The organism is Vreelandella malpeensis (genome assembly GCF_020622355.1).
GTDB classification, from domain to species: Bacteria; Pseudomonadota; Gammaproteobacteria; order Pseudomonadales; family Halomonadaceae; genus Vreelandella; species Vreelandella malpeensis.
This window is the reverse complement of sequence record NZ_WHVL01000008.1, coordinates 39879-63830: the sequence shown is the minus strand read 5'-3', so window position 1 is coordinate 63830 and position 23952 is coordinate 39879. Positions and strand designations below refer to the sequence as shown.

Below are 23952 nucleotides of genomic sequence, written 5' to 3'. Positions count from 1 at the left end.
GGCGCCAGTTTACGCTGAACCGCAGGTCAGCTAAAGAATCTGCGCGTACAACGGCGATTACTGGCCATTATCTAAGTATGAATAGACATCATTCTTTTTAATGATATTCGATAAATGAATATCAATATTAAAATTACGTTTTAAATATTTAAAGTAACATAACTTTACTAAAAATGCGTTCTGGGTAACAATCCACTCATTCTCGCCTCACACTTTATTTCCACATGGAGGGTTTCCCGATGACGCAGGAAAAGACCTCGAGCGTGGTGTACATCATCACCGAGAAGAGCCCTCAATCGCAGCTGTTCGCGGAGTACCTGACCAAGCAGACCGGCTACGCCGTCAATCTCCACGCCCCCGGCGCGTCGCTACCCCACTCGACGCAGTCACGTCAGCTATTGCTGGTGGATGCCGACCACATTCCGGTCGATGCCATTCCCGACTGGCAGGATAAGCTTCCGGATACCCTCTCCCGCGTTCCGCTGGCGGCCTTCAATATTCGTGACATGGACCATGCCCTGGAGGCGCTCTCCTGCTCCCAGCTCAAGGGCGTGTTCTACCGCAACGAGAACCTCGAAGTGATCTGCAAGGGGATCCATGCGCTGCTCGACGACGAGTTGTGGATGTCGCGGGACTTGATGGCGCGGCTCATCCTTTTCTATCGCAAGTACCAGAGCAACGCGTTTCGCCCGGCTTGCGGACTGACCAATCGGGAAATGGAGATCATCTCGCTGTTGAGTGCAGGCTCCTCCAACCAGCAGATCGCCGAGAAGCTCTTCGTCAGCGAGCACACGGTCAAGTCGCACCTCTACAACATCTTCAGAAAGATCAATGTGCACAACCGTATCCAGGCGCTGAACTGGATCCACCAGAATCTCGGTCCCATTCTGCCCAACATCGAAACCGCGCGCAGTTTGCAGCGTGGCAGCCGCTGACCCTTTGAAGGAGGGACTGGCCATGGTCTCGAAGAGCACCCTGCTATCGGTCGGCGCCCTGCTTCTGGCGCTGGCATGTCCGGCCCTCGCTCAGCAGGTCGAGGATGCGGTATCGCCCAACCTGCCGGTACCACCCAGCGACACCCTGCCGGAGAACGAGCAGGAGGCGGTGGATGCCATCAACCGGCTCTCCGGTCCCGACGGCGAGGCAATACAGGAGCGCAATTACGGCAGCAGCGAACTGACCGGCATCATGGTCGATCGCACCATCACCATGGCGGGCAAGTCCTTCTACCGCGCCTTCAGCCAGCGCGCCATGGACAACCCGCTGATCAATGGCGCCACCATCACCATTCAGGAGCGCCCGGACGCCCGTTGGGGCAGCCAGCTCTGGATCATGCAGGGCAACCAGATGTTCTTTCGCACTCAGCTTTCTCCACGCATCGGCCAGGCGGACCAGGTAGCGGAAGAAGCGGTGCAAATCGTCCAGGAAGCGCTTCTCCAGCAGCAGCTGGCCTCGGCGCTCTCCTCTGATATCGACCTGGGAAGCGAGGAGTTGCAGTAATGAACCATCCACGACGTAGCATCGCCGTCAACCTCCTGGCCGCCGCCGCGCTGGCCACCACCCTCGGCGCCTCGGCGGGCGAGCTGGTCTACCGGCCGCTCAACCCCTCCTTCGGCGGCGACCCGTTCATGGGCAGCTACCTGCTGGGCAAGGCGCAGGCCCAGGACACCAATACCGATCCCAACGCGCGCAGCGTCCAGTCGCTCTCCTCCACCGACCGCCTGGTCCAGAACCTGGAGAGCCGACTCATCTCGCAGCTGATCTCGGATGTCGGGGCGGGCAACGTCAACCAGGGCTCCTTCGACAGCGGCGAGTTCAACGTGGTGGTCAGCGACGATGGCGGCCAGCTCGTGGTACGCGTGGTCGACAAGCTGACCGGCGATGTCACCAACATCAGCGTCGGCGGGCTCTTCAACCCTTAGCTCGGACCGGCATGCATAGCGCTATTCGGCACACTCATAAACCCACCGGCCAAGGCCGCCATAACACTTCGTGTCGTCAGGGGATCACAATGAAAATCATCGCTTCACTCGTACTGGCTGCGCTTCTGAGCGGCTGCGCGGGCATGGTCGCCAACTCGGAAAACCTGGAAGGGGCCCAGGCCACGCTGACCCCGCGCGGGGCCACCTACCAGGATCTGGTCTCGCTGCCGCCGCCGGCAGGCAAGATCTTCGTCTCGGTCTACGACTTTCGCGACCAGACCGGCCAGTACCGTCCGGCGCCGGCCAGCACCTTCTCCACCGCCGTGACTCAGGGAGCGGCGGCGATGCTGACCGGGGCACTTGCGGACTCCGGCTGGTTCATTCCGCTCGAGCGGGTGGGGCTTCAGAACCTTCTGACCGAGCGGCGCATCATCCGCGCCGAGTTCGAGCGCTTCGGCCAGCCAGATACGCTGCCCTCGCTGCGCGCGGCCTCGGTGATGCTCGAGGGGGGCATCATTGCCTACGAGTCCAACGTGCGCACCGGTGGGGCGGGGGCCGAGTACTTCGGCATCGGCGCCTCGGGGCAGTACCAGGTCGACCAGGTGACGGTGAACCTGCGCGCGGTAGAGATCTCCACGGGTGAAATTCTCGCCAACGTGACCACCACGAAGACTATCTACTCGAAGGAGCTGCGCGCCGGCGTCTATCGGTTCATCGATTTCCGCCGCCTGCTCGAGGCGGAAGCGGGGATCACCACCAACGAACCGGTGCAGATGGCGGTGATGTCGGCAGTGGAGTCGGCGGTCATCCACCTCATCGCCCGCGGCGTGGAGAACAACCTGTGGAACCTCGCCAGCGGCAATACGCTGCAAAATAGCGTGCTGGCCGACTATCTCAACGCTCCCACGCCTGCGCTCTAGGTCGATAACGCGCGACAATTCATCTTCATATCATTGATATCAAAAGCCAAAAGGCGATGCGGACTCGGCCCGCATCGCCTTTTTCATGGGCATTTCCCAGGTATTAGAAAACTCCTGTTTTAGAGTGAGTTTTTCTCTAAATATTTCAACCGATCTCTAAGAAAAGTTCCGATAGCGCATTTCAGCCAATCGTCCAAACTCATCCCCATGAATACATTTTGATACAAAACTTTTCAAAGGGTATAGCGATGAAACTCGACCAGGCGTTTTCTTCACGTAAAGCGCGGGCGCCCAAGGCGCTGCTGGCCCTTTCGCTTGCCACGCTTGCTCTGGCACTGATGACCTCGGTCCAGGCCCAGGCTGCTCAGGACAACCGCGTGGAGCAGTATCGGCAAAGTGCCGACGCGGCTCTGGCGGGCAACTACAGCATCATTCGTCAAAACGGCAACAACAACCGTACGGCGGTCTTTCAGTCCTACTCCGCCCAGTACCAGAGCGGCAACTTCTCGGCCATCCGCCAGATCGGCAGCTCGAATAGCGCGTTCATCACGCAGTTGGGCGGCAACAATGCCGGCGTCATCCTGCAAAACGGCGATCGTCACATCGCCACGATCAATCAGGCCTATGGTCGCCAGGGACTGGAAGCCTTCGTCTCCCAGTCCGGCAACCAGAGCGATATCGCGATTTCACAATCGGGGAGTGGCTACCGCAGCGTCAGCGTAGAACAACAGGCGTTCTCGGGGAATGCGCGACCAGTCACCGTCGAAACCTACTGAGCACGATAGCGTGTCTCGGTAACAACTAAAGCAAACGTCATGAAGGGGAAGTCAGCATGAAAACTCAGATCACCACTATCGCTGCCGCCGTTGCCATCGCCATGAGCACCGCTGCCTCTGCTCAGTTCTACACCGGTGGAAGCGATTCGACCATCTACCAGGAAGGTCAGCGCAACACCAACAACGTTACCCAGTACGGTACCCAGACCTCACGCGTCAACCAGACCGGTACCTACAACACAACCAACGTCAACCAGGACGACGTGGCGGGTGTCGCCACGATCCTGCCGGGCCTGAACAACTCCGCAATCGACCAGGTAGGTGACGGCAACGACGCCAATGTCGACCAGCTGGGTGCCAAGAACCACTCCGTGATCTACCAGGTGGGCCGCGACAACACCGCCGGTGTCGACCAGAACGGCAGCGCCAACAGCGCCGACGTCTACCAGCAGGGCGCCAACAATGTGGCCTCCGTCGAGCAGATGGGCAGCTTCAACAAGTCCGTCGACAGCCACATCGGTGACTACAACGAATCTGACGTGATGCAAAACGGTCGCCTGAACGACAGCTACGCCTACCTCGAAGGCCGCGGCAACAGCGCTACCGTGACCCAGGAAGGCACGCTGAACAAGTCCGTCGTCGAAGCGACCGGTGCGTCCAACGAGGCGACCATCGCCCAGAACGGCTGGGGCAACGATAGCTACGCCTACCAGGAAGGCAACAACAACATGGCCGACGTCAGCCAGACCGGTACCTACCACGAGAGCACCATCCTGACCACCGGCAGCTACAACACCGCCGACGTGACCCAGTCCGGCTTTAACCACGACTCCTACATCTACACCAGCGGTGCCGGCAACCAGCACACTGTGACTCAGAGCGGCAGCTTCCTCGGTGGGCACACCTCCAGCATCACCACTCTTGGCAGCAACAACGTCAACGTCGTCGCCCAAGGTCACTAAGCGCCCGACACGTTCGACCGCCGTCTTCGAAACCGCCCTCACGGGCGGTTTTTTTCGTGCTCAGCGAAGGGTCAGGTTGAGGGTGCTGCCCTTGCCCTGGGTGGAGGAGCGGGTGCGGTTGCCGTCTTTCTGGATATCCACTTCCAGCCGGCCGTGGTCCGTGAGCAGCGTCACCTGGCCCATGAGCGCCGTGCCCACGTAGTCAAACTGCGCCGGTACGCCTAGACGTTCCTCGCGATACTCGGTGACGTCGTCGCCATCGCTCACCCGCCAGTGCATGGAGAACTCGGTACCTGGCGTGCCACTGATAGCGATCTGGATACGATTCATCTCCTGCTCCTCGAAGGCGAATGCACCGGTGGATAACACGGCGACCAGCGCCGCAAGGCCAACATGGCAGGAAAGCGCCGGGAATCGTTTCATGGTGGTCTACCTCGCAACCACGAGCGCCGCGAGATCGCGGCGCTTTCAGTGTAGCAGTGGCGGGGCGACCAGGCGCTAGAGCAGGGCGAACGCTTTCTCGGCGGCGTCCAGCGTCTTCTGAATGTCCTCCGGCGTGTGGGCGCTGGACATGAAGCCCGCCTCGAACGCAGAGGGCGCCAGGTAAACACCATGGTCGAGCATCGCACCGAAGAAGCGCCGGAAGACTTCCGGGTCGCAGGCGGTCGCCTGGGCGAAGTTGTCGACCCGCGACTGTGCGGTGAAGAAGAGCCCGAACATGCCGCCGACGGACTGGGTCGTCATCGGCACGCCCGCCGCAGCCGCGCGCTCCTCGAGCCCGTTGCACAGCGTCCGCACCCGCTGGGCGAGCGCCTCGTGGAAGCCCGGCTCACGCAGCTTCTGCAAAAGCGTCACGCCGGCGGCCATGGCCAGCGGGTTGCCGGAGAGCGTCCCCGCCTGGTAGATCGGCCCCATCGGCGAGAGGTTCTGCATGATGTCGCGTCGCCCGCCGAAGGCCCCCACCGGCATGCCGCCGCCGACGATCTTGCCAAGGCAGGTGAGATCCGGGGTAATGCCGTAGTGCGCCTGGGCGCCGCCGAGGGCCACCCGAAAGCCGGTCATCACCTCATCGAAGATCAGCAGGCTGCCATGCTCGGTACACACCCGGCGCAGGGTTTCCAGAAAGCCGGGCTGGGGCGGGATGCAGTTCATGTTGCCCGCCACCGGCTCGACGATGATGCAGGCAATCTCGTCTCCGATCTCGGCAAAGCACGTCTCGACCCCTTCCGGGTCGTTGTAGGAGAGCGTGACGGTATGCTCGGCGAGCGATGCCGGCACGCCCGGCGAGCTCGGCTCGCCGTGGGTCAGCGCGCCGGAGCCGGCCTTGACCAGAAGCGAATCCGAGTGGCCGTGGTAGTTGCCCTCGAACTTGACGATCTTGTCGCGGCCGGTGCTGCCGCGGGCCAGGCGAATCGCCGACATGGTCGCCTCGGTGCCGGAGCTGGTCATGCGTACCATCTCCATGGAGGGGATCATCTCGCAGATCAGCCCCGCCATGGTGGTCTCGACGGCGGTGGGCGTACCGAAGGAGAGGCCGTTGTCGAGACGCGCGCGTACCGCCGCCAGCACGTCCTGGTCGGCGTGGCCGGTGATCATCGGCCCCCAGGAGCCGACGTAGTCGATGTAGCGGTTACCCTCGACGTCGAACAGGTAGGCGCCCTGGGCACGCTCCATGAAGACCGGCGGACGATGCAGGCCCTTGAACGCGCGAACCGGTGAGTTGACGCCGCCGGGAATGTGGCGGGTGGCGAGTTCGAAGAGTTCGGCAGATGTGGTCATGGCATCCTCGGCTTGAAGGGTTCGGTGGTTGATAGCTTAGCGCGCGCGACGCGAAACGAAAGCCGCCCGGGCCCGCCGGTTAAAAGCGGCTCGACCGCGCCAGGCGATTGGGCAGGTATTGACCTCCCGGGGGCACGTAGGCGTGAGACAGGGCACGCCAGGTAAAGTGCTGGGCCTGCTCGCAGGCCGTGGAGAGGCGCTCGCCCACGGCCATGCGCGCGGCCAGCGCCGAGGCGAGCGTGCAGCCCGAGCCGTGGTAGCGGTGGGGCAGGCGCGGCCACTGCCACTGGCGCGTGGTGTCCGGCGAATGCAGCGTATGCACCACCAGATCCGGGTTGCCCGGCAGCGGATCGTCGGTGCCCGTGACCAGCACCGCCTGGCAGCCTCGCGAGATGAGCGCCACGGCCCGGGCGGTATCGTCGTCGGCGGCATCGATCTCCGGGGTCAGCGCGGCGAGCTCGAAACGGTTGGGCGTCAGGATATCCACCAGCGGCAGCAGACGATCCACATAGAGGCGCCGCAAGGCGGCTGTGGATAAGTCAGCGCCCCCCCCGGCCTTGAGCACCGGGTCCGCCACCACCGGCACGCCGGGAAAGCGGCGGATGATGCGTTCGGCGGCCATGAGCGTCGCCTCGTCGGCGAGCAGCCCCAGCTTGATGGCGGCGATCGGGAAGTCACCCAGCGCCTCGACCATCGCCTGCATGGCGTCGGGGTCGGCAGGCAGTACTCGCGCCACGTTATGGCAGTTCTGCACGGTGGTGGCGGTGGGCACGGTCAGCGCCCAGCCGCCGCAGCCGGCCACGGCTTCGCTGTCGGCGATCAAGCCGGCACCGCCGGTCGGATCATGCCCGGCCAGCACCAATACGGTGGGAGGAAGCGGTAGCTGCATCAAAAGGGCTTCAGGATGGCGAGCAGCACGATCGCGATCAGTGCGATCACCGGCGCCTCGTTGAACCAGCGAAAGAAGACGTGGCTCTTGGTGCAGCGGTTCTGGGCGAACTGCTTGAGATAGATCAGACAGACGTGATGGTAAGCGATCAGGGCCACCACCAAGGCGAGCTTGGCGTGCATCCACCCTTGGCTCAGCCAGCCCGGCACGAGATACAGCATGGCAGCGCCGAACACCAGCACCAGGATCATCGACGGGGTCATGATGCCGCGATAGAGCTTGCGCTCCATGGTCGCGAAGTAAGTGATCGCTTGCTCATCGCCCTGGTCACGCGCCATGGCGTGGTACACAAAAAGCCGCGGCAGATAGAACAGGGCGGCGAACCAGGTCACCATGGCCACCAGATGCAGGGCCTTCATCCACAAATACATGCTCTCTCCTCAGACGGTCGGCTCTTTGTCTTGGGGGTCCGAGTAGTGGTAGTAGCGCTCGATCGCCCCCCGCGTAATGATACCTGAAATTCGCTGCTGCTTCGGTCGGTAGCCATGCACCACGTAGAGCGCGCCCAGCGCCTTGTCCTGAAGCTTCAAGAACGCCTCGGAGAGCGTGGCCTGCAGCGCGATCGGTGCCATCTCCACGCGCTGACCCGGGATCTCGAGCAGGTCGACCACCTCGTCCGCCGGGGGCGGCTCGCCCTTGAGCGCCTCGTCGTGCTCGAGAAGCCAGCGCGCCAGCGCCGCCGCCTTCATGCCCAGCACCGGCTTGTCGTCGCTGGAGCGCTCGATCAGAAGCCATACCGGGTTGGTGTCGAGCAACTTGCGCGCCTGCTCCGGGGTGACGATGCGCTCGGTGCGCACCAGCTGGCGCTCCATCACCGCCGGCACCGAGACGCGCGAGAGCGCCTGCATCAAGGGCTGCTGCAAGGGGTGAAGCCCGTAGCGCACCGAACTCACGAAAAAGCCCTCGCAGCCGGTGAGCTGGCGCGAGGTCAGACACGCCACCACGACCACCAGCATGCCTGGCAGCATGATGTTCGGCGTATGGGTCAGCTCAAGAAGCGCCATGAGGGCCGCGAGCGGCGCCTGAAGCACCGCGCCCATCATCGCCGCCATGCCAAGCATCGCGAACACGCCGGGGTCGGCGGCGCTCGCCGGCCATAGCCAGGCGCCGAGCGCGCCGCTCAAGGCGCCGGCCGCGGCGCCGATCACCAGCACCGGGCCGATGATGCCGATGGGCACGCCGCCAGCCACGGTGATGGCGGTTACCAGCAGCTTGGCGATCACAAGCACCAGCAGCACCTGGAGACCGAGCTGGTTGTTGAGCGCCGCCGCCAGGCTGTCGTAGCCGATACCCTGCACCTGGGGAAACCACCAGGCAGTGGCAGACGTGAGCACGCCCACCACCGCCAGGCGCAGCCATAGCGGAAGCCCGCTCAGTCGCCGGTTGCGCGAGACGTGAATGAAAAGTCCCGCCAGCAGGCCGATGGCAAGACCGGTGATCACCACCCAGGGCAGATTCATCAAAGAGCCCAGCGACACCTCGGGAATGCGAAAGGCGGGTTCGCTGCCATACACCGCCTGTGCGACCACCGCGCCCATGGTGGAGGCGAGAATCACCGGCATGAAGCTCATCAGGGTGTACTCCATCATCACCACTTCCATGGCGAAGATGACCCCGGCGATCGGCGTGTTGAAGGACGCGGAGATGCCCGCGGCGGTGCCGCAGGCCACCAGCACGCGCAGGCTGTTGTTGGGCAGGCGCAGCTTGACCCCGAGCCCGCTCGAGGCCGCTGCCCCCAGGTGGATAGCCGGCCCCTCGCGCCCGGCGGAGAGCCCGCCGAGCACCGAGACCACGCCCACCCACCACTGGTTGAGCCAGTTGCGCAGCGGAAAGCGGCCCTGGTGGTAGGAGAGCCGCTCGATCACATGCCCCACGCCGAGCTTGTGCGCCGCCGCCTTCTGGCGATACAGGAACACGCCGATCAAGGTGACGGCGAGCAGCGGCAGCAGCGCACGCAGCCAGGGGGCGAGTCCTTCGAAGGCTTCCGGGTCGGCTCCGGGCATGTAGAGAAGGGCACCGGCGTCCAGCAGCAGGCGAAAGGCCACCATCACCGCACCGGTCATGACGCCGGAAAGCAGACCCAGCACGCAAAGCTGCGGCAGCGCATCGACGTTGGCCAATTGGCGGCGAAAGGCCTCCAGGGTGAAATCTGCTCGGGAAAACCGTGCCACGGGCCTTTTCCTTGGCTGAGGGATGTTGCGACTTTTTTGAAATCGGCGTTGAACTCGGCGCTTCAGTGCGGTCACTCTTGTGTATCATAGCCTTGTAGCATAGCTGCCTGCGCTTAAACAGCCCGCGCGTGGTTCGCGGGCCGTGTCGACAGGTGCAGATAGTTTCCCAGGCTCAACGTCAAACGCTAGATCAAACGCTAGAGAGGTGGATCGTGATCAAGGTCGGTATCGTCGGCGGTACAGGGTATACCGGGGTGGAGCTCTTGAGGCTTCTCGCCCAGCATCCAGCGGTCAGCGTCGAGGCGATCACCTCGCGCTCCGAGGCCGGCGTCAAGGTGTGCGACATGTACCCCAACCTGCGCGGCCACTACGATACCCTTACCTTCAGCGAACCCGATGCCCGCGCCCTCGGCGCCCTCGACGCGGTGTTCTTCGCCACGCCCCACGGCGTGGCCCACGCGCTTGCCGGCGAGCTTCTCGAGGGCGGCACTCGGGTGATCGATCTCTCGGCGGATTTCCGCCTGCGCGATGCCGACGAGTGGAGCCACTGGTACGGCCAGCCCCACGGCGCCCCGGCGCTTCTCGACGAGGCCGTCTACGGGCTGCCCGAGATGCACCGCGAGAAGATCAAGCACGCGCGCCTGATCGCGGTGCCCGGCTGCTACCCGACCGCCGTGCAGCTTGGCTACCTGCCGCTGCTCGAGGCGGGGCTGATCGACCCGACCCGGCTGATCGCCGACTGCAAGTCCGGCGTCACCGGCGCCGGGCGCGGTGCCAAGGTGCCCTCGCTGCTCGCCGAGGCGAGCGAATCCTTCAAGGCCTATGGCGCCTCGGGTCATCGCCACCTGCCGGAGATTCGCCAGGGATTGAACGACATGCAGGCCTCCCCGGTGGGGCTGACCTTCGTGCCGCACCTCACGCCCATGATCCGCGGCATCCACGCCACCCTCTACTCGACGCTGACCGCTGGCGCCGATGACCTGCAGGCGCTGTTCGAGAAGCGCTACCAGGACGAGCCCTTCGTCGACGTGCTGCCCGCCGGCAGCCATCCGGAAACCCGCAGCGTGAAGGGCAACAATACCTGCCGCATCGCCGTTCACCGCCCGCAAGGCGGCGACACCGTGGTGGTGCTCTCGGTGATCGACAACCTGGTCAAGGGTGCCTCGGGTCAGGCGATCCAGAACCTGAACCTGATGTTCGGCTTCGACGAGAAGCTCGGACTCGATGCCCCGGCGCTGATGCCCTAGGGCTTACTTCCCGGCAGCGGAATCGACAATAGTTGACCCTTTTGCTGGGGATTACCCATAATTGCCGCTACATTCATTCGTTCAAGCTCGCGGGAGGTACCTATGAGCGGTGCAGAAGCGTTCGTACCCACCCCATTACTGTTATCCGACAGCGCCCGCAAGCGCATCAAGGCGCTGCGCTTTGAAGAGCACAACGATGCGCTCAAGCTGCGCGTCTACGTCACCGGCGGCGGCTGCTCCGGTTTTCAGTATGGATTCGATTTCGCCGAAAGCGTCGCCGATGACGACACCCTGATCGAGTTCGGCGATGCCACCCTGGTGGTCGACCCGCTCTCCTATCAGTACCTGGTCGGCTCCACCATCGACTTCGAAGAGGGGCTCGCCGGCGCGCGCTTTCGCGTCCAGAACCCCAACGCCACCACCACCTGCGGGTGTGGCGCCTCCTTCATGGTCTAACCTGCGTTAATACAAGCCCCCACCCCGTGACTTGACGCCTTGGCGGTTTCTCGCCAAGGTTGACGGGTCAATAACATCGCGTCGCGAATCGAACGGCAAGCGCTCATCGATTCCGCCACGCGCAATAACTACGGGGAAACATCCATGCAGACCAAGCTTACCTACAGTATGATCGCCGCCGCCCTCGCGCTCGGCAGCACCGCTGCCCTGGCCCAGACGCCGTCGGTCAACGTCGCCACCGACCCGAGCTTCGTGCCTTTCGAGATGATGGACCCGGACACCGGCGAGATGATCGGCTTCGACATGGACATCATCAACGAAGTGGCCGATCGTGCCGGCTTCGAGGTCAACCTCACCACCATGGAGTTCTCCGGTATCATTCCGGCGGTGCAGACCGGAAGCCAGGAGATCGCCATCGCCGGTACCACCATCACCGATGAACGCGCCCAGGTGGTGGATTTCTCCGACCCCTACTACGACTCCGGCCTGCAGATCATCGTGCGCGCCGACAACGACGAGGTCGAGTCCATCGAGGACCTGGCCGGCCTGAAGGTCGCCACCAAGATCGGCTCGACCAGCTACGAATTCCTCCAGCAGCAGTTGGGTGACGACGCCGAGATCACTCCCTACCCGGGTACCGCCGACATGTACATGGCGCTTCTGGGCCGCAACGTTGACGCAGTGCTCTATGATGCGCCCAACGTCGCCTACTTCTCCCAGACCCGTGGCGATGGCCGCACCAAGGTCGTCGGTCCCCTCTACGAAGGCCAGCAGTACGGCATCGTCTTCCATAAGGGCAGCGAGTGGGTAGAGCCGACCAATGAGGCGCTGGCCGCCATGCGCGAAGACGGCACCTACGACGAGATCTATGAGAAGTGGTTCGGCGAAGCGCCGACCGCCGACTGATCGTCAAGCACTGACGCGATCTACTCCTGCAGGGTCGGACGATGTGTTGTCCGGCCCTTTTAGTTGTGACTTTTCTCTGGAGATAACGCGTGGACGTTAACTTTCAGTTCGACTGGTCGGCGGCGCTGGCCTCGATCCCCCATCTGCTGCCGGGCATTCCCTGGACCCTGGCGATCTCCTTCGGGGGGCTCGCCATCGGTTTCATCATCGGCATCTTCTTCGGCCTTCTGCGCTTGAGTCCCGTGGCTTGGATGCGCTGGCTGGCCAGCGTCTACATCGAGGTGTTTCGTGGCACGCCGATTCTGGTGCAGGTGCTGTTCATCTTCTACGGCCTGCCGCAGCTTCTCGACGGGCCGATCAACGCCCTGACCGCCGGCATCGCCGCCATCGCGGTCAACTCCGGCGCCTACATATCCGAGATCGTGCGCGGCGGCGTGCAGTCCATCGAACGCGGTCAGCGCGAGGCGTCGCTGTCGCTCGGGCTGTCGCGCGCCCAGGCGTTTCGCTACGTGATCTGGCCCCAGGCGCTCAGGCGCATGGTACCGCCGCTGGGCAATCAGGCGATCATCAGCATCAAGGACACCTCGCTCTTCTCGGTGATCGGCGTGGGCGAGCTGGTCCGCCAGGGACAGATCTACATCGCTACCACCTTTACTGCTCTCGAGGTCTATTTCGTGGTGGCACTGATGTACCTGGCCATCACCTGGACCCTCTCCCTACTGCTGCGCTACTTCGAGCGCTCCAACCTCGCCGACCAATAAGGAGCGTGCCATGACGACGAACAAGCCCCCCATCGTGCGCATGCAAAAGCTCCACAAGCACTTCGGCAGCCTGCACGTACTCAATGACATCGATCTGGAAATCACCCCCGGCGAAGTGGTGGTGATCATCGGCGCCAGCGGTTCGGGCAAGTCCACGCTGATTCGCTGCATCAATGGGCTCGAGGAGTTCCAGTCCGGCCTGCTCGAGGTGGACGGCAACCTTTTGAAGCCCATGGGCAAGAGCACCAAGGCGCTGCAGACCATCCGCACCGAAGTCGGCATGGTGTTTCAGCAGTTCAACCTGTTCCCGCACCTGAGCGTGATCGACAACGTCACGCTCGCGCCGATCAAGGTGCGCGGACAGCGCCGCGATCAGGCCATCGAAACCGCCAAGCGTCTACTGGCCAGAGTGGGCATCGCCGACCAGGCGAACAAGTACCCGAGCCAGCTCTCCGGCGGCCAGCAGCAGCGCGTGGCGCTGGCCCGGGCACTCGCCATGGAGCCGCGGCTGATGCTGTTCGACGAGCCCACCTCGGCGCTCGACCCGGAGATGATCGGCGAGGTGCTCGACGCCATGCGCGAACTCGCCAAGGAGGGCATGACCATGGTGATCGTCACTCACGAGATGGGCTTCGCCCGCGAGGTGGCGGACCGGGTGATCTTCATCCACAAGGGCGAGATCGCCGAGCAGGGTGCGCCAGAGCAGTTGTTCGACGCTCCCCAGCACGAGCGTACCCAGGCGTTTCTGGCGCGGGTACTCAAGCATTGAGCCACGTCTAGCCAAGCGTGTGTGCGCTCGAAACCGTTAATTTTCCAGGCCTGTCGTCATGACAGGCCTTTTTTGTGCCTGTGGATATTTTCTTTTCGAATTTATTCACGCCCCTCCACGAGGCCCGCTACAGCGGCCTCTGGTGAAATTCGCATTCATCACCACGCTTGTTCACAGCCCGGCGGACAGTACCGGTATGCAGCAGTGGATAACCAGTGCTTTCGCGACGCTGTGCATAATTGGCCTTTCGATCCACAGCCTCGCCACCGCTTGCACGCAGGCACTCCGCCGTTTAACCACGGATCGGTCAACAATATATTACCCTGATAAATATAGTTTTTAGTTGGTTATACACAGATTTTATCCACACCAGTAGTTACAACATCAACAGAACTTCTTTCTATATTTTTTATTTTGTTATTAGTAAGTGATGACCCGTCTGAAAGCGGTGTGGAAAAACCTGACTGTTATGCACAGGCGGTTTATACTGGCGGGCTTATCGAGCCCAGGCTCACGTTAATTCGACGAATTCGGCGCTCATTGAAGGGCCAAGTTGAGGTGTCAATTGAATTACCCCGACCGCTTTGACGTCATTGTCATCGGCGGTGGCCATGCGGGAACCGAAGCCGCGCTGGCCTCTGCTCGCATGGGTTGTCAAACCCTGCTGCTCACCCACAACATCGAGACCCTGGGGCAGATGTCCTGCAATCCCGCCATCGGTGGCATCGGCAAGAGCCACCTGGTCAAGGAGATCGATGCGCTGGGCGGCGCCATGGGGCTTGCCACTGACCTGGGCGGTATTCAGTTTCGCGTGTTGAACGCCCGCAAGGGGCCGGCAGTGCGCGCCACCCGTGCCCAGGCGGATCGCATTCGCTACAAGGCCGCCATTCGTGGCATGCTGGAAAACCAGCCGAACCTGACGCTGTTCCAGCAGGCGGCGGGCGATCTTATCGTGGAGAACGACACCGTGCGTGGGGTCGTCACCGAAACTGGCATCCGCTTTCTGAGCGACACCGTGGTGCTGTCGACCGGCACTTTCCTGGGCGGCGTGATCCACATCGGGCTCGACAAGAGCCGGGGTGGCCGCGCGGGGGATCCACCCTCGAACGCCCTGGCCGAACGCCTACGGGCGCTGCCGTTTCGCGTCGACCGACTCAAGACCGGCACGCCGCCGCGCATCGACGCCAAGAGCGTCGATTTCAGCCAGCTCGAGGAGCAGCCCGGCGACACCCCGACACCAGTGATGTCCTATCTCGGTACCCGGGAAATGCACCCGCAGCAGGTGAGCTGCCACATCGCGCACACCAACGAGCGCACCCACGAGATCATCATGGCGAACCTGGATCGCTCGCCGATGTACTCCGGTGTCATCGAAGGCGTGGGGCCGCGCTACTGTCCGTCGATCGAGGACAAGGTCCACCGCTTCGCCGACAAGTCGAGCCACCAGGTGTTCATCGAGCCCGAAGGTCTCGACACGCATGAGCTCTACCCCAACGGCATCTCCACCTCGCTGCCTTTTGACGTGCAACTGCAGGTGGTGCGCACGATCAAGGGGCTGGAAAACGCCCATATCACCCGGCCCGGCTACGCCATCGAGTACGATTTCTTCGATCCGCGCGATCTCAAGCACTCGCTGGAAACGAAATTTATCCACAACCTGTTTTTCGCCGGCCAGATCAATGGCACCACCGGCTACGAAGAGGCTGGCGCCCAAGGACTTCTGGCCGGGCTCAACGCCGCCCGCCGGGCGAAATCCCTGGACGCCTGGCATCCGCGCCGGGACGAGGCGTACCTGGGCGTACTGGTGGATGACCTGATCACCCTGGGCACCAAGGAGCCCTACCGCATGTTCACATCAAGAGCGGAATACCGCTTGATGCTGCGCGAGGACAACGCGGACCTGCGCCTGACCGAGAAGGGCCGCGAGCTTGGCCTGGTCGATGATGCGCGCTTTCAGGCCTTCAGCGAAAAACGCGAGGCGATCGAGCGTGAAAGCGCGCGGCTGAAGGCGGTGTGGGTGCAGCCCAACACCGCCGCCGCCGACAAGATCGCCGAGAAGACCGGCCACCCGCTGGGCCGCGAGTACTCGCTGGCGGATCTTCTCAAGCGCCCGGAGCTGACCTACGCCGATATCACCGCACTCCCCGGACTCGAAAGCGACGCCGTTCAGAGCGGTGCCGTCGCCGAGCAGGTGCAGATCCACGCCAAGTACCAGGGCTACATCGATCGTCAGCAGGACGAGATCGACAAGCTCAAGCGTCACGAGGCGACCCCCTTGCCGGCGGAGCTCGACTATCAGAAGGTCGAGGGACTCTCCAACGAGATTCGCCAGAAGCTGTCCGAAGCGCGTCCCGAGACGCTCGCCCACGCCGCGCGAATCTCCGGCGTCACCCCGGCGGCGGTATCGATTCTCTTGATCCACCTGAAAAAGCGCCGTCTGATCGCAGGTAGCGAGGTAGCGAACGGATGAGCTCGCTGGACGCGCTTTCAAAGACCCTGCCGGCGGAGGTGGCCACACGCCTCGACAGCGGCCTGAGAAGCCTCGCCATCGAAATTAGCGCGGAGCAGCGCGAACGCTTGCTCGCACTGATCGCGCTGTTGCACAAGTGGAACCGGGCTTATAACCTCACGGCGGTACGCGACCCGCTCGAAATGGTCGCCCGCCACGTGCTCGACAGCGCCGTCATCGCCGCTCACGTCACCGGCAAGACGCTGGTGGACGTCGGGGCGGGCCCAGGGCTTCCGGGGCTGGTGATCGCCATCCTGAAGCCCGAGCTTCGCGTCACCCTGATCGACAGCAACGGCAAGAAGGTACGCTTTCAGCGTCAGGCGGTGATGGAGCTGGGGCTTGACAACGTCACGCCGTCCCAATCCCGGGTCGAGGCGTTCGCGGGCCAGACCTTCGATCAGGTGGTCTCGCGGGCCTTCGCGAGCCTTGAGGACTTCATCGGCCTCACCCGCGCGCTGGTCGCACCCAATGGACAGTGGCTCGCCATGAAGGGGCCGGGCGCCGACGAGGAACTCGCCGCCCTTTCCGCCGACGTGGCGCTGACAGCGCGTCACCGTTTCGACATTCCCTTTGATACGGCCGAGCGGCAGCTGTTGATTCTGACCCCCGAAGGAGCCTTGTAGTGAGCCAGATCATTGCCCTGACCAACCAGAAAGGCGGCGTGGGCAAGTCCACTTCGGCCGTCAACCTCGCCGCGAGCCTGGCGAGTCTCGACCGCCGCGTGCTGCTGGTGGATCTCGACCCCCAGGGCCACGCCAGCATGGGCAGCGGCATCGACAAGTACGCGCTCGACAAGAGCGTGCTCGACGTGCTCTTGGGCGAGGCGAGTGCCGGTGACGCCATCGTCACCGGGCTTTCCGTCAAGTACGACGTGCTGCCGGGCAACGGCGACCTGACCGCCGCCGAGGTGGAGCTTCTGGATCGCGACGAGCGCCAGAGCCGGCTCTCGACGGCCCTGGCCACGGTCGCCGATGACTACGACGTGGTGCTGATCGACTGCCCGCCGTCGCTCAACATGCTCACGGTCAACGCCTTGACCGCCGCTCACGGCGTGCTGATTCCGCTGCAGTGCGAGTTCTACGCCCTCGAGGGGCTCTCGGCGCTTCTCGATACCGTCGAGCAGATCAAGGAGAGCGTGAACCCGGAACTCGCGATTTCCGGTATCCTGCGCACGATGTACGATAAGCGTACGAGCCTGACTCGCGAGGTCGACAAGCAGCTGCGCGACTTCTTCGGCGACGCGCTGCTCAAGACCACCATCCCGCGCAACGTGAAGGTGGCCGAAGCGCCCAGCCACGGGCTTCCGGTGACCCAGTACGCGCGCTTCTCGCGGGGCAGCCAGGCGTACCGCGTGCTCGCCAAGGAGATGATTCGCAAGCTGTCGCTTTGAAGGCGACCGGGGACGGGCGATGAACGCCTGACGGCAGGGTCTTGGTCTTGATTCAACGTACAAGGGGAAACGCATGACGCGTAAACGCGCGCTGGGACGTGGCCTGGATGCCCTCATCGGAGCGGGCGCCCGTCGCCGCGACACGCTGGACTTGACCGGCGATGGCGTACTGCAGCAGGTGGAGTCGCCGCTGGCGGCCACCGCCCAGGATCCTGCCCTGGAGCGGCTGGAGCGACTGCCGCTGGGTCAACTGAGCCGCGGCAAGTACCAGCCGCGCCGTGACATCCAGCCCGAGGCGCTCGAGGAGCTGGCCGACTCGATTCGCGCCCAGGGCGTGATGCAGCCGATCGTGGTCCGTCCGATCGGCGAGGCGCGCTATGAGATCATCGCCGGCGAGCGCCGCTGGCGCGCCGCCCAGCTGGCGGAACTCGACGTCATTCCCGCGGTGATCCGCGAGGTCAGCGACGAGGTGGCGCTGGCGCTGGCGCTGATCGAGAACATCCAGCGCGAGAACCTCAACGCCGTGGAGGAGGCGCTGGCGCTCAAGCGACTCGGCGACGAGTTCGAGCTGACCCAGCAGCAGATCGCCGACGCGGTGGGCAAGTCGCGCACCCAGGTGGCGAACCTTCTGCGCCTGTTGACCCTGGACGCCGAGGTGCAGACTCTTCTGGAGCGCGGCGATCTCGACATGGGCCACGCCCGGGCGCTTTTGTCGCTTTCCAGCGCCCAGCAGCGTCGCGTCGCCCACGAGGTGGTCAACAACGACCTGACCGTGCGCGCCACCGAGGCGCTGGTCAAGAAGCTCGCCAGCGACGAGGCCGCCCGGGCCACACCGAAGCGCGCGCTAAAGACCGCCGACGTCACAAGGCTCGAAACCCAGCTTGGCGAGCTCCTCGGCGCGCCGGTTTCCATCGATCATGGCCAGCGCGGCAAGGGCAAGGTCACCATTCGCTACACCAGTCTCGAGGAGCTCGACGGCATTCTCGGGCATATCAAGTAACCGCATCGGTCAGGTAACTAGCAGGCTCATTAAATGGCCGCACGATAGACGCCTTTTTTAACGCTTTGGTCACAAGTGCGCGCGTAAACCCGCAAATTAGACGCAACTTCGGTTGAAGGTGTGATAGCGCTTCCCTATAATCGCGCAAGATTTGCACAGGTCGTTTTCGATGACGAAACGACCTGGCCCGGATGAAACAACACGCGGCGACAGGTGCCGACACGTCATGCAGCGATTTGAAGTCCGGCGACGCCAGGCGTACACCGTGTCACTGCTACGCGCCCAGCTGGTGCTGGCGCTTGTGGGCACGGCGGGCGCGTTTGGACTGGAGCGCGCCGGTGGCGCGGCCTCGTTCGCCTTGGGGGCACTGGTCGCGGTACTGCCTCATGTGTTCTTCGTTCAACGGATGGGAATCTTCTCATCGCACCGGGTTCGCGGCGCCAACCGCCTGTTGCGCGCTGCGGCGGGCAAGTTCGGTTTGACGGTGGCTCTTTTCACGCTGATGTTCGTGACAGTGCCTCCTTCAAACCCAACTTTCTTTTTTAGCGCTTATGTTGCGGTCATCTCGACGCACTGGCTGGCACCCTGGCTGATGCTCAAGACACGCCGCACAACTGATTGAGGTGACATCTCTATGGCCGCAGGAAACGAAGTCTCGACGACTTACTATATCCAGCACCACTTGCAGAACCTGACCTTCGGGCATCACCCGGTCAATGGCTGGTCGCTGGCGCACTCGGCCGAAGAGGCCGTCGAGATGGGGTTCTGGGCCATTCACCTGGACACCATGGGCTGGTCGATCGCCATGGGCCTCTTGTTCATCTGGCTGTTCCGCAAGGCCGGCAAGGTAGCCACCTCCGGCGTTCCGGGCGGGCTTCAGAACGCCGTCGAGATGGTCGTCGAGTTCATCGAGAACCTGACCCGCTCCACCTTTCACGGGCGCAACCCTCATATCGCGCCGATCGCGCTGACGCTGTTCGTGTGGATCCTGTTCATGAACACGCTGAAGATCATCCCGGTGGACTACGGCCCGGTGCTGTTCTCCAAGCTCGGCGTCGACTACATGAAGATCGTGCCGACCACCGACGTCAACGCCACCCTCGGCATGGCGCTGGGCGTGTTCGGCTTGATCCTCTACTACAACTTCAAGGTGAAGGGCGTGGGCGGCTTCGCGCGCGAGCTGTCGCTGACCCCGTTCAACCACTGGGCACTGATCCCCTTCAACCTGGTGCTCGAGATCGTCTCGCTGCTGGTCAAGCCGTTCAGCCTCGCGATGCGTCTGTTCGGCAACATGTTCGCCGGCGAGGTCATCTTCATCCTGATCGCGATGCTGCCCTTCTGGGCCATCTGGGTACTGGACGTGCCGTGGGCGATCTTCCACATCCTGGTCGTCACGCTGCAGGCATTCATCTTTACCGTATTGACGGTGGTGTACCTGAGCGCGGCGCACGAGCATCACTAGGCGTTCATCAGACGTCACCGGTTTCGAATAACCCGTAACTTCAACCCTCAACCCTTAACCACCACTTGAACTCAGGAGCAACATCATGGAAATGGTTTATCTCTCAGCTGCGATCATCATCGGTCTGGGCGCACTGGCGACCGGCATCGGCTTCGCCATCCTGGGCGGCAAGCTGCTCGAGTCCACCGCGCGTCAGCCGGAACTCGGCGACCAGCTGCAAACCAAGACCTTCATCATGGCCGGCCTGCTCGACGCCGTACCGATGATCGGCGTTGGTATCGCGATGTACCTGATCTTCGTTGTCGCCGGTTAAGCAAGCCTGACCGGGCGGCACTCCGCTCGGTTCTGCTTTACTCCGGTCGCCACGAACTTGTCAGAGGTACAGTCCTGTGAATATCAACATGACGCTTATCGGGCAGACGATCGCCTTCGCGATCTTTGTCTGGTTTTGCATAAAGTACGTGTGGCCTCCGATCAGCAACGCGCTTCACGAGCGCCAGAAGAAGATTGCTGATGGCTTGGATGCAGCCAGCCGTGCGACGCGCGATCTCGAGCTTGCTCAAGAGCGCTCCGAGCAGACGCTCAAGGAGAGCAAGGAGCAGGCCTCTGCCATCATCGAGCAGGCCAACAAGCGCTCCGCCCAGATCGTCGAGGAAGCTCGCGCCACGGCGCGCGCCGAAGGCGAACGTCTGGTCGCCAGCGCACGTTCCGAAATCGAGCAGGAAGTGAATCGCGCGAAAGACGAGCTTCGTGCTCAGGTGTCTCGCCTCGCGATCATCGGCGCCGAGCGCATCCTGCAAGAGTCGGTCGACGAGAAAGCGCATCGCAAGTTGCTTGATGAGCTTGCTGCCGAACTGTAAGGAGGTGACCCATGGCGGAACTACTTACCGTCGCTCGTCCTTACGCTAAGGCGGCGTTTGAATACGCGCGTGATCAACAAGCGTTTGATAGCTGGTCCCAGGCGTTGAACTTCCTGAGCGTGGCCGTCGCCGATAAAGGCGTCGGCCGCGTGCTGGGGAGTCCGAAGGTCGCCAACGACAAGAAGGTCGAGCTGCTGGCCGGTGCATTGCCGGAACAGCCCGACGGCGTCGAGCGCTTTCTGGTGGCCCTGGCCGATCAAGGGCGCCTGTCTGCCCTGCCCTTTATCGCTGACCAGTTCGAGCGCCTGCGCGCCGAATTCGACCAGCGTGTCGAGGTCACCGTCACGTCCGCCTACAAGCTGACGGCGGCGCAGCAGACCAAGCTCGCAAACGCGCTCAAGAAACGTCTGAATCGCGAAATCTCCATTACTACTCAGGTCGACAAGTCGCTCATCGGCGGTGTCATCCTGCGTGCCGGCGACACCGTCATCGACGGGTCGGTACGCGGTCGATTGAACCGCCTTTCTGACGCGCTCACCGCTTGAGTCCGAGGGACATGGCATGCAGCAACTGAATCCTTCCGAGATCAGCGACATCATCAAGCAGCGTATCGAGAAGCTTGACGTCGCATCCGAAGCCCGTAACCAGGGCACCATCGTCACCGTTTCCGACGGCATCGTGAAAATCCACGGCCTCGAAGACGCGATGTTCGGTGAAATGATCGAATTCCCGAATGGCATCTTCGGCATGGTGCTCAACCTCGAGCGCGACTCCGTCGGCGCCGTGGTTCTGGGCGACTACCTCCTGCTCGAAGAGGGCATGACCGCTACCTGTACCGGTCGTATCCTCGAGGTGCCGGTGGGCCCCGAACTCGTTGGCCGCGTGGTCGATGCACTCGGTAACCCCATCGATGGCAAGGGCGACATCAACGCCAAGATGACCGACGCGGTCGAGAAGGTCGCGCCGGGCGTCATCACGCGTCAGTCCGTCGACGAGCCGATCCAGACCGGCCTGAAGTCGATCGACTCCATGGTGCCGATCGGTCGTGGTCAGCGTGAGCTGATCATCGGCGACCGTCAGATCGGCAAGTCGGCGATCGCCATCGACGCGATCATCAACCAGAAAGGCAAGGGCGTGACCTGCGTCTACGTCGCGATCGGTCAGAAGCAGTCGACCATCGCCAACGTGGTGCGCAAGCTCGAAGAGCACGGCGCCATGGGCCATACCATCGTCGTCGCCGCCGGCGCCGCTGACCCGGCCCCGATGCAGTTTTTGGCCGCCTACTCCGGCTGCACCATGGGCGAGTACTTCCGTGACCGTGGCGAAGACGCGCTGATCGTCTACGATGATCTCTCCAAGCAGGCCGTGGCGTATCGTCAGGTATCGCTGCTGCTGCGTCGTCCGCCGGGTCGTGAAGCCTACCCGGGTGACGTGTTCTACCTCCACTCACGTCTTCTGGAGCGCGCCGCGCGCGTCAACGCCGACTACGTCGAGAAGTTCACCAATGGTGAAGTGACTGGCAAGACCGGCTCATTGACCGCACTGCCGATCATCGAGACCCAGGGTGGCGACGTGTCCGCGTTCGTTCCCACCAACGTGATCTCGATCACCGACGGCCAGATCTTCCTGGAAACCAACCTGTTCAACTCCGGTATCCGCCCGGCGATCAACGCTGGTCTCTCGGTATCGCGGGTAGGCGGCTCGGCCCAGACCAAGATCATCAAGAAGCTCGGCGGCAGCGTGCGTCTGGCCCTCGCCCAGTACCGCGAACTGGCGGCGTTCTCGCAGTTCGCGTCGGATCTCGACGAGGCGACCCGCAAGCAGCTCGAGCACGGTCAGCGCGTCACCGAGCTCATGAAGCAGAACCAGTACTCGCCGATGTCCGTGGCCGAGATGGCGCTCACGCTCTACGCCGCCAACGAAGGTCATCTGGATGATGTCAGCGTCGACAAGGTGCTGGACTTCGAACGTGCACTGCACGACTACATGAAGTCCGAGCACGGTGATCTGATGGACAAGATCAACCAGACCGGCGACTACAACGACGAGATCAAGGGCGGCTTGAAGTCGGGTCTTGAGCAGTTCAAGGCGACTCAGAGCTGGTAATGGTCGGCCCGCCTGCGGGCGGGCTTCGCTACTTTCTGAGAGCCACGAACGAAGGGTAGATCGCTATGGCAGCTGCAAAAGAGATACGCACCCAGATCGGGAGCATCAAGAATACGCAGAAAATCACCAGCGCCATGGAAATGGTCGCTGCGTCGAAGATGCGTAAAGCGCAAGATCTGATGAAGGCTGGCCAGCCCTACGCACGGCAGATTCGCAACGTGGTCGGTCACATTGCCGACGCCAACCCCGAGTACAAGCACGACTACATGGTCGAGCGCGAGGTGAAGCGCGTTGGTTACATCGTGGTGTCCACGGATCGCGGTCTGTGCGGCGGCTTGAACGTCAACCTCTTCAAGGCCGTGTTGAAAGACGCCGCGGCCTGGAAAGAGCAAGGCGCCGAGCTCGACTTCTGTGCCCTGGGCTCCAAAGCCTCCGCCTTTTTCCGCAAGTACGGTGGCCATCTGGTCGCTGCGAAGAGCGGACTAGGCGAGAAGCCGAGCGTCGAGGGGCTGATCGGTAGTGTCAAGGTCATGCTCGAAGCCTACGACGAGGGCCGGCTGGATCGTCTGTACGTGGTGTACAACGAATTCGTCAACACCATGACGCAAAAGCCGGTGGTTCGTCAGCTTCTGCCGCTCTCGTCCTCGATGGGCGACGATGCGAAGCATGACGAGGAAAACGCCCGTCCCGGAAGCTGGGACTACCTGTATGAACCGGATGCCAAGGCGTTGCTCGACAGCCTGCTGGTTCGTTTCATCGAATCGCAGGTGTATCAGGCGGTGGTCGAGAACGGCGCGTGCGAACAGGCCGCCCGGATGATCGCCATGAAGAGCGCGACCGACAACGCGGGCAATCTGATCGACGATCTGGAGATGGTCTACAACAAGGCCCGCCAGGCCGCCATCACCCAGGAAATTTCCGAGATTGTCGGCGGCGCTTCAGCCGTATAACGCCTTTGAAGCCGCCCGCCGGCTTCAGGCAGACAGGTTTCATTTGCAGGTTTTAAA

At 62.8% G+C, this 23952-nt stretch carries 27 protein-coding genes; 22 read left to right on the top strand and 5 right to left on the bottom strand.

Going from position 1 to position 23952, the window contains the following annotated elements:
* Positions 1-239: 239 nt before the first annotated feature.
* The 6 genes from GEV37_RS16105 (at position 240) to GEV37_RS16080 (ending at position 4580) form a co-directional block, all read left to right on the top strand.
* A complete protein-coding gene (locus GEV37_RS16105) occupies positions 240-935 on the top strand; it encodes a LuxR C-terminal-related transcriptional regulator (RefSeq protein ID WP_227391288.1) in 696 nt (231 codons plus the stop codon).
* Positions 936-957: 22 nt separating this feature from the next.
* Positions 958-1500 carry a CsgE family curli-type amyloid fiber assembly protein gene (locus GEV37_RS16100; protein ID WP_227391287.1) on the top strand — a complete coding sequence of 181 codons (543 nt, stop codon included), beginning with the start codon at positions 958-960 and terminating at the stop codon, positions 1498-1500.
* Positions 1500-1922, top strand: a complete 423-nt coding sequence (locus tag GEV37_RS16095; RefSeq protein WP_227391286.1) for a curli assembly protein CsgF — start codon at positions 1500-1502, stop codon at positions 1920-1922. Before GEV37_RS16100 ends, GEV37_RS16095 begins: the two co-directional genes overlap by 1 nt.
* 89 nt (positions 1923-2011) lie before the next feature.
* A complete protein-coding gene (locus tag GEV37_RS16090) occupies positions 2012-2842 on the top strand; it encodes a CsgG/HfaB family protein (RefSeq protein ID WP_227391285.1) in 831 nt (276 codons plus the stop codon).
* Positions 2843-3090: 248 nt separating this feature from the next.
* A complete protein-coding gene (locus tag GEV37_RS16085) occupies positions 3091-3618 on the top strand; it encodes a hypothetical protein (RefSeq protein ID WP_227391284.1) in 528 nt (175 codons plus the stop codon).
* A 56-nt stretch (positions 3619-3674) separates the two neighbouring features.
* Positions 3675-4580: a curlin subunit CsgB gene (locus tag GEV37_RS16080; protein ID WP_227391283.1), complete on the top strand. Its 906-nt coding sequence runs from the start codon at positions 3675-3677 to the stop codon at positions 4578-4580.
* 60 nt (positions 4581-4640) lie between these two features.
* Here GEV37_RS16080 and GEV37_RS16075 read toward each other — a convergent pair whose 3' ends face one another.
* The 5 genes from GEV37_RS16075 to GEV37_RS16055 form a co-directional block, all read right to left on the bottom strand.
* The gene (locus tag GEV37_RS16075) at positions 4641-5003 is read right to left on the bottom strand and encodes a hypothetical protein (protein WP_227391282.1); all 363 of its coding nucleotides are present in this window, start codon (positions 5001-5003) and stop codon (positions 4641-4643) included.
* A gap of 75 nt (positions 5004-5078) precedes the next feature.
* Complete coding sequence (gene hemL, locus GEV37_RS16070) at positions 5079-6359, bottom strand: glutamate-1-semialdehyde 2,1-aminomutase (RefSeq protein WP_227391281.1); 1281 nt, start codon at positions 6357-6359, stop codon at positions 5079-5081.
* Between the two features lie 79 nt (positions 6360-6438).
* Positions 6439-7248 (bottom strand): bifunctional hydroxymethylpyrimidine kinase/phosphomethylpyrimidine kinase, encoded by an 810-nt coding sequence (thiD, locus tag GEV37_RS16065; protein ID WP_227391280.1) that lies wholly within the window; start codon positions 7246-7248, stop codon positions 6439-6441.
* Positions 7248-7679 (bottom strand): protoporphyrinogen oxidase HemJ, encoded by a 432-nt coding sequence (gene hemJ / locus GEV37_RS16060; RefSeq protein WP_227391279.1) that lies wholly within the window; start codon positions 7677-7679, stop codon positions 7248-7250. The genes thiD and hemJ overlap by 1 nt, the downstream gene beginning before the upstream one ends.
* Before the next feature lie 9 nt (positions 7680-7688).
* Positions 7689-9479 carry a chloride channel protein gene (locus tag GEV37_RS16055; protein ID WP_227391278.1) on the bottom strand — a complete coding sequence of 597 codons (1791 nt, stop codon included), beginning with the start codon at positions 9477-9479 and terminating at the stop codon, positions 7689-7691.
* Positions 9480-9691: 212 nt separating this feature from the next.
* Here GEV37_RS16055 and argC point away from each other — a divergent pair, with 212 nt between their 5' ends.
* The 16 genes from argC (at position 9692) to atpG (ending at position 23895) form a co-directional block, all read left to right on the top strand.
* On the top strand, positions 9692-10726 hold the full coding sequence (argC, locus tag GEV37_RS16050) for an N-acetyl-gamma-glutamyl-phosphate reductase (protein ID WP_227391277.1): 1035 nt from the start codon (positions 9692-9694) through the stop codon (positions 10724-10726).
* A gap of 102 nt (positions 10727-10828) precedes the next feature.
* Entirely contained in the window at positions 10829-11182 is a 354-nt protein-coding gene (gene erpA / locus GEV37_RS16045) for an iron-sulfur cluster insertion protein ErpA (protein ID WP_227391276.1), read from the top strand.
* A gap of 144 nt (positions 11183-11326) precedes the next feature.
* Positions 11327-12088 carry a transporter substrate-binding domain-containing protein gene (locus GEV37_RS16040; RefSeq protein WP_227391275.1) on the top strand — a complete coding sequence of 254 codons (762 nt, stop codon included), beginning with the start codon at positions 11327-11329 and terminating at the stop codon, positions 12086-12088.
* Positions 12089-12177: 89 nt separating this feature from the next.
* Entirely contained in the window at positions 12178-12849 is a 672-nt protein-coding gene (locus GEV37_RS16035; RefSeq protein ID WP_227391274.1) for an amino acid ABC transporter permease, read from the top strand.
* A 10-nt stretch (positions 12850-12859) separates the two neighbouring features.
* Positions 12860-13618: an amino acid ABC transporter ATP-binding protein gene (locus GEV37_RS16030; protein ID WP_264477839.1), complete on the top strand. Its 759-nt coding sequence runs from the start codon at positions 12860-12862 to the stop codon at positions 13616-13618.
* A gap of 565 nt (positions 13619-14183) precedes the next feature.
* The gene (mnmG, locus tag GEV37_RS16025; protein WP_227391273.1) at positions 14184-16088 is read left to right on the top strand and encodes a tRNA uridine-5-carboxymethylaminomethyl(34) synthesis enzyme MnmG; all 1905 of its coding nucleotides are present in this window, start codon (positions 14184-14186) and stop codon (positions 16086-16088) included.
* Positions 16085-16750: a 16S rRNA (guanine(527)-N(7))-methyltransferase RsmG gene (rsmG, locus tag GEV37_RS16020; protein ID WP_227391272.1), complete on the top strand. Its 666-nt coding sequence runs from the start codon at positions 16085-16087 to the stop codon at positions 16748-16750. Before mnmG ends, rsmG begins: the two co-directional genes overlap by 4 nt.
* Entirely contained in the window at positions 16750-17517 is a 768-nt protein-coding gene (locus GEV37_RS16015; RefSeq protein WP_227391271.1) for a ParA family protein, read from the top strand. The genes rsmG and GEV37_RS16015 overlap by 1 nt, the downstream gene beginning before the upstream one ends.
* Positions 17518-17590: 73 nt before the next feature.
* Positions 17591-18517: a ParB/RepB/Spo0J family partition protein gene (locus GEV37_RS16010; RefSeq protein ID WP_227391270.1), complete on the top strand. Its 927-nt coding sequence runs from the start codon at positions 17591-17593 to the stop codon at positions 18515-18517.
* Positions 18518-18782: 265 nt separating this feature from the next.
* Positions 18783-19139: an ATP synthase subunit I gene (locus GEV37_RS16005; protein WP_227391269.1), complete on the top strand. Its 357-nt coding sequence runs from the start codon at positions 18783-18785 to the stop codon at positions 19137-19139.
* Between the two features lie 12 nt (positions 19140-19151).
* A complete protein-coding gene (atpB, locus tag GEV37_RS16000) occupies positions 19152-19979 on the top strand; it encodes a F0F1 ATP synthase subunit A (RefSeq protein WP_227391268.1) in 828 nt (275 codons plus the stop codon).
* A gap of 85 nt (positions 19980-20064) precedes the next feature.
* Complete coding sequence (gene atpE / locus GEV37_RS15995; RefSeq protein ID WP_018918432.1) at positions 20065-20292, top strand: F0F1 ATP synthase subunit C; 228 nt, start codon at positions 20065-20067, stop codon at positions 20290-20292.
* 76 nt (positions 20293-20368) lie between these two features.
* The gene (locus tag GEV37_RS15990) at positions 20369-20839 is read left to right on the top strand and encodes a F0F1 ATP synthase subunit B (RefSeq protein ID WP_227391267.1); all 471 of its coding nucleotides are present in this window, start codon (positions 20369-20371) and stop codon (positions 20837-20839) included.
* An 11-nt stretch (positions 20840-20850) separates the two neighbouring features.
* A complete protein-coding gene (locus GEV37_RS15985) occupies positions 20851-21384 on the top strand; it encodes a F0F1 ATP synthase subunit delta (protein WP_227391266.1) in 534 nt (177 codons plus the stop codon).
* A 16-nt stretch (positions 21385-21400) separates the two neighbouring features.
* On the top strand, positions 21401-22945 hold the full coding sequence (atpA, locus tag GEV37_RS15980) for a F0F1 ATP synthase subunit alpha (RefSeq protein WP_227391265.1): 1545 nt from the start codon (positions 21401-21403) through the stop codon (positions 22943-22945).
* Between the two features lie 65 nt (positions 22946-23010).
* The gene (gene atpG / locus GEV37_RS15975) at positions 23011-23895 is read left to right on the top strand and encodes a F0F1 ATP synthase subunit gamma (protein WP_227391264.1); all 885 of its coding nucleotides are present in this window, start codon (positions 23011-23013) and stop codon (positions 23893-23895) included.
* The last annotated feature ends 57 nt before the right edge of the window (positions 23896-23952 follow it).

Excerpts from the sequence above, each read along its gene's own strand:
- GEV37_RS16105 (WP_227391288.1), top strand. The coding sequence starts at position 240 with ATGACGCAGGAAAAGACCTCGAGCGTGGTGTACATCATCACCGAGAAG.
- GEV37_RS16100 (WP_227391287.1), top strand. The coding sequence starts at position 958 with ATGGTCTCGAAGAGCACCCTGCTATCGGTCGGCGCCCTGCTTCTGGCG.
- GEV37_RS16095 (WP_227391286.1), top strand. The coding sequence starts at position 1,500 with ATGAACCATCCACGACGTAGCATCGCCGTCAACCTCCTGGCCGCCGCC.
- GEV37_RS16090 (WP_227391285.1), top strand. The coding sequence starts at position 2,012 with ATGAAAATCATCGCTTCACTCGTACTGGCTGCGCTTCTGAGCGGCTGC.
- GEV37_RS16085 (WP_227391284.1), top strand. The coding sequence starts at position 3,091 with ATGAAACTCGACCAGGCGTTTTCTTCACGTAAAGCGCGGGCGCCCAAG.
- GEV37_RS16080 (WP_227391283.1), top strand. The coding sequence starts at position 3,675 with ATGAAAACTCAGATCACCACTATCGCTGCCGCCGTTGCCATCGCCATG.
- GEV37_RS16075 (WP_227391282.1), bottom strand. The coding sequence starts at position 5,003 with ATGAAACGATTCCCGGCGCTTTCCTGCCATGTTGGCCTTGCGGCGCTG.
- hemL (WP_227391281.1), bottom strand. The coding sequence starts at position 6,359 with ATGACCACATCTGCCGAACTCTTCGAACTCGCCACCCGCCACATTCCC.
- thiD (WP_227391280.1), bottom strand. The coding sequence starts at position 7,248 with ATGCAGCTACCGCTTCCTCCCACCGTATTGGTGCTGGCCGGGCATGAT.
- hemJ (WP_227391279.1), bottom strand. The coding sequence starts at position 7,679 with ATGTATTTGTGGATGAAGGCCCTGCATCTGGTGGCCATGGTGACCTGG.
- erpA (WP_227391276.1), top strand. The coding sequence starts at position 10,829 with ATGAGCGGTGCAGAAGCGTTCGTACCCACCCCATTACTGTTATCCGAC.
- GEV37_RS16040 (WP_227391275.1), top strand. The coding sequence starts at position 11,327 with ATGCAGACCAAGCTTACCTACAGTATGATCGCCGCCGCCCTCGCGCTC.
- GEV37_RS16030 (WP_264477839.1), top strand. The coding sequence starts at position 12,860 with ATGACGACGAACAAGCCCCCCATCGTGCGCATGCAAAAGCTCCACAAG.
- rsmG (WP_227391272.1), top strand. The coding sequence starts at position 16,085 with ATGAGCTCGCTGGACGCGCTTTCAAAGACCCTGCCGGCGGAGGTGGCC.
- GEV37_RS16010 (WP_227391270.1), top strand. The coding sequence starts at position 17,591 with ATGACGCGTAAACGCGCGCTGGGACGTGGCCTGGATGCCCTCATCGGA.
- atpB (WP_227391268.1), top strand. The coding sequence starts at position 19,152 with ATGGCCGCAGGAAACGAAGTCTCGACGACTTACTATATCCAGCACCAC.
- atpE (WP_018918432.1), top strand. The coding sequence starts at position 20,065 with ATGGAAATGGTTTATCTCTCAGCTGCGATCATCATCGGTCTGGGCGCA.
- GEV37_RS15985 (WP_227391266.1), top strand. The coding sequence starts at position 20,851 with ATGGCGGAACTACTTACCGTCGCTCGTCCTTACGCTAAGGCGGCGTTT.
- atpA (WP_227391265.1), top strand. The coding sequence starts at position 21,401 with ATGCAGCAACTGAATCCTTCCGAGATCAGCGACATCATCAAGCAGCGT.
- atpG (WP_227391264.1), top strand. The coding sequence starts at position 23,011 with ATGGCAGCTGCAAAAGAGATACGCACCCAGATCGGGAGCATCAAGAAT.